Annotated in this window: 9 protein-coding genes; 3 read left to right on the top strand and 6 right to left on the bottom strand. The window is 31.8% G+C overall.

Annotation, left to right across the window (positions count from 1 at the left end):
• Positions 1-637: 637 nt before the first annotated feature.
• The 3 genes from perR to KA894_RS00520 all read right to left on the bottom strand — a co-directional run bounded on the left by perR (position 638) and on the right by KA894_RS00520 (position 2,597).
• On the bottom strand, positions 638-1,090 hold the full coding sequence (gene perR, locus KA894_RS00530) for a peroxide-responsive transcriptional repressor PerR (RefSeq protein WP_119488067.1): 453 nt from the start codon (positions 1,088-1,090) through the stop codon (positions 638-640).
• A gap of 94 nt (positions 1,091-1,184) precedes the next feature.
• Positions 1,185-2,135 (bottom strand): phosphoglycerate dehydrogenase, encoded by a 951-nt coding sequence (locus tag KA894_RS00525; protein WP_115342082.1) that lies wholly within the window; start codon positions 2,133-2,135, stop codon positions 1,185-1,187.
• A 6-nt stretch (positions 2,136-2,141) separates the two neighbouring features.
• Positions 2,142-2,597, bottom strand: a complete 456-nt coding sequence (locus KA894_RS00520) for a peroxiredoxin (protein ID WP_096808972.1) — start codon at positions 2,595-2,597, stop codon at positions 2,142-2,144.
• A gap of 82 nt (positions 2,598-2,679) precedes the next feature.
• Between KA894_RS00520 and KA894_RS00515 the strand changes: the two genes are divergently transcribed.
• Positions 2,680-3,969 (top strand): glutamate-1-semialdehyde 2,1-aminomutase, encoded by a 1,290-nt coding sequence (locus tag KA894_RS00515; RefSeq protein ID WP_103373320.1) that lies wholly within the window; start codon positions 2,680-2,682, stop codon positions 3,967-3,969.
• Between the two features lie 75 nt (positions 3,970-4,044).
• A complete protein-coding gene (locus KA894_RS00510; protein ID WP_096808969.1) occupies positions 4,045-5,139 on the top strand; it encodes an FUSC family protein in 1,095 nt (364 codons plus the stop codon).
• 104 nt (positions 5,140-5,243) lie between these two features.
• Here the strand turns inward: KA894_RS00510 and KA894_RS00505 are convergent, their stop codons facing one another.
• The 3 genes from KA894_RS00505 to mutY all read right to left on the bottom strand — a co-directional run bounded on the left by KA894_RS00505 (position 5,244) and on the right by mutY (position 8,834).
• A complete protein-coding gene (locus KA894_RS00505; protein ID WP_096808967.1) occupies positions 5,244-6,980 on the bottom strand; it encodes an ABC transporter ATP-binding protein in 1,737 nt (578 codons plus the stop codon).
• A 198-nt stretch (positions 6,981-7,178) separates the two neighbouring features.
• Positions 7,179-7,721 (bottom strand): nucleoside tri-diphosphate phosphatase, encoded by a 543-nt coding sequence (gene ntdP, locus KA894_RS00500; RefSeq protein WP_096808965.1) that lies wholly within the window; start codon positions 7,719-7,721, stop codon positions 7,179-7,181.
• A gap of 66 nt (positions 7,722-7,787) precedes the next feature.
• Entirely contained in the window at positions 7,788-8,834 is a 1,047-nt protein-coding gene (mutY, locus tag KA894_RS00495) for an A/G-specific adenine glycosylase (protein WP_096808963.1), read from the bottom strand.
• 123 nt (positions 8,835-8,957) lie between these two features.
• On the opposite strand from mutY, the gene KA894_RS00490 reads away from it, so the two are divergent.
• Complete coding sequence (locus tag KA894_RS00490) at positions 8,958-9,935, top strand: metal-dependent hydrolase (protein WP_103373322.1); 978 nt, start codon at positions 8,958-8,960, stop codon at positions 9,933-9,935.
• Positions 9,936-9,967 lie beyond the last annotated feature (32 nt).

Here is a 9,967-nt window from a genome sequence, read left to right as displayed (position 1 = left end):
ACTAATTTGTGTTATCAATAACACGTTGTTTTTGAATCAACATTTAATGTTGAATTCTGAATTAACGTTGACATATTTCAATTCAGTTTTCAATGTTCATTGATGCGTTACAAGAATTAATTGTAACATTAAGTTTTTGTTAAGTCAATAATAAATTTTGTTTATTTTTATTTAACTTTATTTCGTTTGTTAACTCAACATTTAATATTGTATAACCATTCAAAGGTTTTAACAAGTGTCAAATTTACACTTTGTAATATTTTTTTGTTTGGTTTGTTTTTGGTTGCCATCTCGTTTTGACGACTTTTATATAATATCAAGTTTAATCACAATCGTCAATTCAAATTCTAAATCTTTTTAGTTAAATTTTACCTTAGAGATAACTATTTATTTTTAATATGTATTAAAATATTAAAAAGTGTAAGTATTTTGATGAATTATAGGATGATTTTGAGTATATCCATTCAATTAAGTTTCCAAAATGGAAGTATATTGGAACCATTTAACTGCGCTTATAAATCAATTTACTTCTTTCATTTGTTGTTTCTTCTATATTATAGATAAGAAAAAGGCTTCGTTAATAAAACGAAGCCTCACACTTTAGTAAATTAATTTTTATAAATTTTAATCGATGCTATTATTTTTCATTATCTTGGCAATCTTTACATAAACCATAAATTTCCATACGGTGGTGCGTTACATCGAAGTTTGTTACGTGCTGAGCTAACTGTTCAACTTCATGGAGTTGTGGATAGTGGAAATCTACGATCTTGCCGCAATTTTCACATATAACATGATAGTGATTATGTGTGTTGAAGTCGAAACGGCTTGAAGCATCTCCATAAGGTAATTCTTTTACAATATCTATGCCTTTAAATACACGTAAGTTATTATATATAGTTGCAACACTTATATTTGGAAAATCAGGTGAAAGTGCTTGATAAATTTCATCAGCTGTTGGATGCGTTTCTGAAGCAATTAAAAACTTTAAAATGGCTTGTCTTTGTGGCGTTATTCTAATGCCATTATCTCTTAACGATGCTATTGAATCTTCTAATTGATGTTCAACTGTTTCCATCTCTGCACTCATTTCCCTCACCATCTTTCTATTTAATAATAATTATTACTTAATATTAATATAACGGTTGAGTTAAGGAAATGTCAATAACTAAAGCTCATTTCAATCAATATCCTGCTTGAGGGTTAACCACATTCTCAATTAGCTCATGGTTATTGAGAAAATATACTAGATTTCTTTGGAAAATATCAGTTACTTCTTCCTGATTTTCTATCCCATTCCCCGTAATGTGCGCTGTTATTGAAATGTTATCTAGGTTGTAGAGTTGATTATCTGGATTTAATGGTTCATTTTCAAACACGTCTAAATATGCATGTCTTATCAATTTGTCTTTTAAAACGTTAGCTATAATATTTTCATCCACGATAGTGCCTCTGCCTACATTAATAAACAATGCAGTATCTTTCATCGCCTCGAAATGGCTTCTTTGAAGTAAATGAATCGTATCTTTTGTTTCCGGTAATGTGTTTACAACAATATCCGCTTCAGGTAGAGCTGATGTCAACTCATCAATCGCATATACTTGTGAAAAACCGTCTACTGAATGTCCTGAAGTATTGACGCCTTGAACAATTACATCCATTGCATTTGCTATTTTCGCTGTTTTTTGTGCAATACTACCTGTTCCTAAAAATAAAACTTTTTGTCCACTAACTCTTTTACCAGTTAATTTAGAATCATAATATTTATGTTTTTGATTAATGAAAGAAGTGCTCATATGCTTATAATCGTCTAAAATAAAAGCTATGATGAATTCGGACATTTGTTTAGCGTGCACACCCTTCCCATTAGTAAGTAATATGTTTTGGTTATCAATGTACTCTAATGGTAGCTTATTAACCCCAGTGGAATACCAAGCTAGCCACTTTAAATTTGGACATTCCTCTAAGAATGTTTGATCTATTGCACTATCATATCCAAATAAAATATCTAGATCTTTTTTATCGTTATCATTTATTTCCGAAATACCACTCGTAAATACAAAATTTACATTTGGAAAAGTATCAACTAAATCTCCTTCTAATCCATCCAATCGTTTTAAACTGACAGCCTTCATCTAATCTCACCCCAAAATAGCTTTTAGTTCTTCCATTTGTGATTTTACTTTAACCTTTTCAATTACATCTATAATAATACCATTTTCATCTAAGACAAATGTAGTTCTTACTATCCCCATAGATTCTTTACCAAAAGATTTTTTTAATTGATACACACCAACTTCATTAGATAATTGATAATCCTCGTCTATCAGCAAATCAAAATTCAAGTTAAGTTTATTGCTAAAATTTTGGTGTTTTTTCTTTGTATCTCCACTGATACCATATACTTGTGTATCAAGTTTATTAAAATAAGATAAATTATCTCTAAAATCACATGCTTCTGTAGTACAAGTTGGCGTATTATCTCTAGGATAGAAGTAAATTACTGCTTTACTTCCTTTAAGCGTTTCATTAGAAATAATGTCCCCATTTTGATTTTCTAGTTTGAATTTGGGAAATTGATCTCCTTTTTTTAACAAATAACTCACCCTATTTCTTTTTAATATTAATTATATGATACGATAATAAACGAAAATATTAAATTAAAAGAGGTTGATATTAATGAAATTTACTGAAAGTGAAAGACTTCAAAATTTTTCAAATGAATATATATTAGGTGGCGTCAATTCGCCTTCTCGTTCATATAAAGCTGTAGGAGGTGGTGCTCCAGTAATGATGCAATCTGGAGAAGGCGCTTATCTATATGATGTAGATGGAAATAAGTATATTGATTATTTACAAGCATACGGCCCAATTATAACTGGTCATGCGCATCCTCATATTACAAAAGCAATTCAAGACCAAGCTGCACTGGGTGTTTTATATGGTACACCTACAGAGTTGGAAATAGACTTTGCCAAAAAATTACGCGATGCAATTCCTTCATTAGAAAAAATTCGTTTTGTAAACTCAGGGACAGAAGCTGTGATGACAACCATACGTGTAGCCCGCGCATATACTAGAAGAAATAAAATAATCAAATTTTCAGGTCAATATCACGGTCACTCAGACCTAGTATTAGTAGCAGCTGGCAGTGGACCTTCCCAATTAGGTTCTCCTGATTCAGCAGGTGTGCCTCAAAGCGTTGCGCAAGAAGTTATCACAGTACCTTATAATGATATCGACGCATATAAAGAAGCTATTAATTATTGGGGGGATGACATTGCGGCAGTTTTAGTGGAACCGATTGTTGGAAATTTTGGTATGGTCAAACCTAAACAAGGTTTTTTAGAACAAGTAAATGAAATCACACATAATAATGGAAGTTTAGTAATTTATGACGAGGTCATTACTGCCTTTCGTTTCCATTATGGTGGTGCGCAAGATCTTTACAAAGTTTACCCCGATTTGACTGCTTTTGGGAAAATTATCGGCGGTGGCTTGCCAATAGGCGGTTATGGCGGCAAACAAGAGATAATGGAACAAGTCGCACCATTAGGTCCTGCGTATCAAGCTGGAACGATGGCTGGTAATCCATTATCGATGAAAGCAGGTATTGCTTTATTGGAAGTATTAGAACAAGAAGGCATATATGAACATCTCAACGATTTAGGAAAACGCTTAGAGGAAGGCTTGAATGAACTAATTCAAAAACACCATATAACTGCAACTGTTAATAGAGTATATGGTGCATTGACGCTTTACTTCACAAATGAAGTTGTCACACATTATGACCAAGCTGAAAATTCAGATGGAGAAGCGTTTGCTAAATTCTTCAAACTCATGTTACATCAAGGAATTAACCTTGCACCATCCAAATTTGAAGCATGGTTTTTAACAACTGAACACACTAAAAAAGATATAGATCAAACATTAGCAGCTGTAGATTATGCATTCAGTCAAATGAAATAAACTTGAATTTTATAGGGAATCGTTGTATAACAAGTATAAACATTATTTTATTAAATATACGAAGGAGCGGTACATTTGAAATTAGGAGCACGTATTCTGAAGACAGGTATAGCTATTATACTTGCTTTGTTTATCGCTTCTCTGTTCCCTGATGAAGCAGGATTAAAAGCAATCGCTGCAGTCAGTGCGGTAATCGCGATGCAACCAAGTGTTTTTCGTTCCATTAAAACAATTTCAGAAAGAGCAATTGGTAACCTCATAGGTGCATTACTTGCAGTTGTTATGGTTACAGTTTTTGGTAATAATCCAGTAATCATGGGTGTTACCGTTATACTATTAATTGCCATTTTATTCCGTTTTAATTTGGAACATGTAGCTACACTTGCAAGTATAACTGCATTAATAATTATGGGAACACATACTGGTAACTTTTATGTTTCTGCATTTTACAGATTTGTACTTGTTATGGTAGGTGTAATTAGTTCTTCTGCAGTTAATCTTTTATTTTTACCCCCTAAATTTGAGTCGAAAATTTACTATAACGCTTTGAATATTTGTTCAGACATATTTGTATGGTTCAAACTTGTTTTAAATGACACATCTGAATATCATCATATCAAAGAAGATAGAGGCCTAATTAGCAAACGTATTTCGAAGTTAGAGCAAACATTTGAGTATTATGAAGAGGAAAGACCTTGGACTAAAAAGCAAATGTACGCACAAAACAGAAAAAAAATACTCTTCAAGCAAGTTGTTCGAAGTACACGTCAAGCTTATGATGTATTAAAACGAATGAATCGATACCAAAATGATCTTCATAATTTAAATAATGAATTACTACTACAAATTAAATTAGAGATTGATTTGCTAATCGCTTATCATGAACAAATTTTTATCAGTCTTTCAAAAAAAGCACGTTACGACGTTAGCCACTTCGACAGTCAAATTGAGAATCCGCAAAAAAAAGATTTAATGGATGCCTTTCAACGTGAAATTATCAAAGATCCTTACCAAACAACATATTCTTTCGCTAATATCATGCAGATTATTTCATCCATAGAAGAATATCGTTATACTTTAGAACATTTAGATCGGTTAGTTATTAGTTTCTTTTCTTATCATCAAAATGATAATGAAATTGAAATTGAAGAAGAAGATTTCGATTTATAAATAAAAAGAGGCCGGACGTCATATTGTCCTAGCCTCTTTTTTATTATTAACTGGCGTTGTCTCAAAAAGCAACACAATAGATTTTTTGCTCACTTTTCTACCTATTATAAATTTTGAATACTATATAGGTGTTCATACGTTCCGTTTTTAGCTAATAACTCTTGATGCGTACCACTTTCTACTATCTCACCATTTTCAATAACTACTATTTTATCTGCATGTGTAATTGTAGATAATCTATGCGCGACAATCAATGTAGTACGATTTTCACTTAAGATATTCAATGCTTCTTGAATAATAGATTCGCTTTCTAAATCTAGTGCACTCGTCGCTTCATCTAATATAATAATGGGTGGATTATTAAGGAAAATACGTGCTATAGAAATACGTTGTTTCTGGCCACCAGAAAGTTTAACGCCTCTTTCTCCAACTTCTGTATCATACCCTTCTGATAATTCCATAATAAAATCATGTGCGTTAGCCATTTTTGCAGCAGTAATGACTTCCTGGTCTGTAGCATTCGGTCTACCTAATAAGATATTTTCTTTAATCGTATCTGAGAATAAAATATTATCTTGCTGAACTAACCCAATTTGATGTCTTAAACTACCAGTTAAATATGATTTAATATTAGTACCATCTATTTTAATTTCACCATCTGTTACATCGTAAAATCTTGGGATGAGATTAATCAGCGTAGATTTACCTCCACCACTCATACCAACAAAAGCGACAGTTTCGCCCTCTTCAATATCTAAATTAATATGATTTAATATAGTAGATTCTTCATTATTGTATTTGAAACTAACATCATTTATTTCAATACGCCCTTCTTTAATCTCTAAAGGTAAAGCACCCTTTTTATTTTTAATATCATAACCTTCGTCCATCAATTGGAAAACACGGTCCATAGACGCAAAACTTTGAGTTAATGTAGTAAATGAAGAAACTAGTCTACGTAAAGGGCCGAAGAGTTGTTCAAGATAACCGACAAATGCAGCTAGTGTCCCTACTGTAATAGACCCATTGATAGCTAAAACAGCGCCTGAGCCTATAATGATAAGTGGTCCTAAATCTGTTACTGTATTAATCGCTGAAAAAGAATAGGCATTCCATCGTGTATGTGTAAAGGCACGCTGTAAAAAATTACTGTTATGTTTATCAAAATTAGCTGCTTCGTTATCTTCGATAGCAAAACTTTTAATAACTGACATACCTTGTACACGTTCATGTAAAAAGCCTTGTACTTCTGCTAATGCTTGAGATCTTTTTCTTGTTAAGTTTCTTAAGCGTCCAAAGAAGAAATACACTGTTAAAATATATATTGGGAAAATAATGATTGCTGCTAATGTTAATTTCACATCTAAAACAAACATAATAGATAAAGCGATAACGATAGTGATACAGTCAAGCCAAATATTCATTAACCCTGTTAAAATAAAATCTTTGGTCTGCTCAACATCATTAATCACTCTTGAAATAACTTGGCCCGCTTGATTATTAGCATAAAATCTTGAGCTCAAAGCTTGCAAATGGTTATATAACTTTTTACGAATGTCATATAAAATTTTATTACTCGTCCATTGCGCTAAGTATTGTCTTAAAAATTCTATCGGTGGTCTAACAATCACAAAAATGAATATTGCTATACCTAATGCAATTGCTAATCTTGTAAATTTTTCTTCAATAGTGATTGCCCCATTATTAATAATGTTATCAATAACATATTTAATTAATAATGGAATCAGCATTGGAATACCAAATTTTAATATACCAACAAGTATAGTGGCAATGATCCGCCATTTATATGGTCTTACGAATTGTAAATATCTGCGAATCATATAACTTACTCCTCCCTGCTTATTTCAGCAAATGAAACAGCCTTCGTTGAATTTCAACAAGGCTGTTAATACAATTTATCTTTGACTAGGTGATTATTATCGTGCATTTGCTGTGATTTTCAAAATTAAATAATTATTTTGTATTGTTTATACCTATCTAACTATATACGATAAATCACTTAAATACATTAAATCTGCTTAATAATCTCTAATCTTTTTAAATCTTTCACGCCAGACTTTAATAAAATCTGGAGCAAAGGGACCCTTTTTCTGTTCGATCCATTGTTGTAGAATATCTACATTTCTTCTTAAAATAATATCAATATCAGAAGAATAATTCATTTGCTTCATATGTTGCTCATATTCATCTTCATCTAAAAGATGATATTTACCATTAGGATAGACTTTAATATCTAAATCGTAATCAATGTATTTCAAAGCTTCCTCGTCGCATACAAATGGTGAGGATAAATTACAATAATAATAAACGCCATCTTCCCTAAACATACAAATAACATTAAACCAGTACTCAGAATGGAAATACACAATTGCTGGTTCTCTTGTAATCCATGTGCGATTATCACTTTCTGTTACTAATGTATGGTCATTGCCACCAATGACTACATGATCCGTACCCTTTAAAATAGTCGTTTCAGACCAAACACGATGTATATTACCATCATGTTTATAACTTTGAATTTTTATTGTCTGACCTTCTTTAGGTATGGATTCTTTCACCATGCTCCACACCACCTTTTCTTATTTCACACATTGAATTATAACATAATTATGCTTAACAGAACGACCCTAACTGTTGGTTATCAAAAATTTATATATTTTGGACATACTTACTGGAAAATTATAATTCTCCCTATCTTCTAATTTCATCCATACCATATTTTCAGATAAAGTAACTTCTTGTGGATTAACTTGGGTTTTTGCTAAGTACACGTTGATATCCCAAGTTATATGCGTAAATTGGTGTTTCAATGAATAAACAGGTTTATGTTGAAACTGAATATTCGTTGATAATTGTGCGTTTACACTTTCATCACCTGTAGCTTCAAACATTGGGAATTCCCACATATTGTTTAACAGCCTTTGTGTTCGTTTTTCAATAAGATAAGCGCCGTCTGTGTTTTTTATAATATACACATTTTGTTTTATATGTTTTTTCTTCACTTGTGTAGTTTTCACCGGTAATTGTTCAACTGTTCCTTGTTCAAAAGCTTCGCAATGTGCTTGAACGGGACAAAATAAACACAATGCGTTTTTTGGAGTACAGATTAACGCACCTAATTCCATCATAGCCTGATTAAAAGTACCAGCCTTTTCTTGAACATAAGGCGCTAACTCATTTTCAAAAGCTTTTCTTGTAGATTGTAATTTAATATCTCGATCATCATTATTTAGCCTAGACCAAACCCTAAAAACATTACCGTCAACAGTTGCTAATGGCTTATTGAAAGCAATACTCATTACAGCTGCTTGAGTATAAGGTCCTACGCCTTTAAGTTTTCCAAAAAGTTGCGGATCATCTGGGACTTCCCCATTATAAGATTCATAGACATCTTTTATAGCGGTATGAAAATTACGTGCTCTACTATAATAACCAAGCCCTTCCCAATATTTAAGTACTTCATCTTCGTGAGCTTTGCTCAATTCATAAATAGTCGGGAACCTACTGATAAATTTGTGATAGTAATCAATTACAGTTTTAACTTGTGTTTGTTGTAACATAACTTCACTTAACCAAATATAATACGGATTAGTGGTTTCTCTCCATGGCATTTGACGTTGATTTTCTTCAAACCATGTAACGAGATTATTTTTAAATTGCGATTTATTTAACATGTTATACATCTCTTTCTATGCGTCATTCTAAAACTTTTTTTCTTAATTTTAGTATGTTAATTTTATTATTTAGTATATTAGATTATAATAGATATAATATCGAAATGAAATGAGAGGATACTTATGGATACAGGTACGCATATTGTCATGGGTATCGGTTTAACAGCTTTAGCAACACAAGACCCTGCAATGACCGGTTCATTTGCAGCTACAGCCACCACATTAATTATTGGTTCTTTGATACCTGATAGCGACACAGTTTTAAAGCTTAAAGATAATGCCACTTATATATCAAACCATAGAGGGATAACACATTCAATACCTTTTACAATTTTATGGCCGTTACTTATAACTTTATTTATATTTACGTTTTTTAAAAATATTGATACTGGCCATATTTGGTTGTGGGCACAGCTTGCAGTATTTCTTCATGTTTTTGTAGATATATTTAATTCTTATGGTACTCAAGCACTTAGACCAATTACAAATAAATGGATTCAACTCAGTGTAATTAATACGTTTGATCCAATCATTTTCTCCTTGTTATGTATTGGTATCATACTTTGGATAATAGGTTTACATCCTTACATTTCATTCTTCCCTATTGTTGGAATACTCGTTGTCTATTATATTATTCGCTTTAGAATGCAAGCAATAATTAAGCAACAAGCATTAAAACAAATTAAACAAGAGCATAACCCAGTCAAAGTTTTCGTTGCGCCTACAATGCGTTTTATGGAATGGCGTGTAGCTATTCAAACAGAAGCACATGATTATGTGGGGCGTAGTTACGGCCGCAATATCGTTTTTAGTGATAAATCAAAACGTCATTCATTTCCGAGTAACGATTTAATGAAGTATGTAAAAGACGATAAAAATATCAAAACATTTCTTAACTTTTCATCTATCTATCGTTGGCAAACAAGAAAATTGGATGATGATACAACGGAAATTAGATTAATTGATTTACGTTATTTAAAAAATGGACATTATTCTTTCGTAGCGATTGCTCATTTAGATGAATGTATGAATATTGATCATTCTTATATCGGTTGGGTATTCAGTGAAGATAAATTACAAAAAAAATTATTTGCAAAGTAAACGTTATAAATTAAAAAAATAGGAAGTAATCA

The sequence above is a fragment of the Staphylococcus sp. GDY8P131P genome (assembly GCF_017891975.1).
Lineage (GTDB): Bacteria > Bacillota > Bacilli > Staphylococcales > Staphylococcaceae > Staphylococcus > Staphylococcus nepalensis.
Note: the sequence above shows the minus strand (reverse complement) of the source record. Positions and strands in the feature narration are given on the sequence as shown.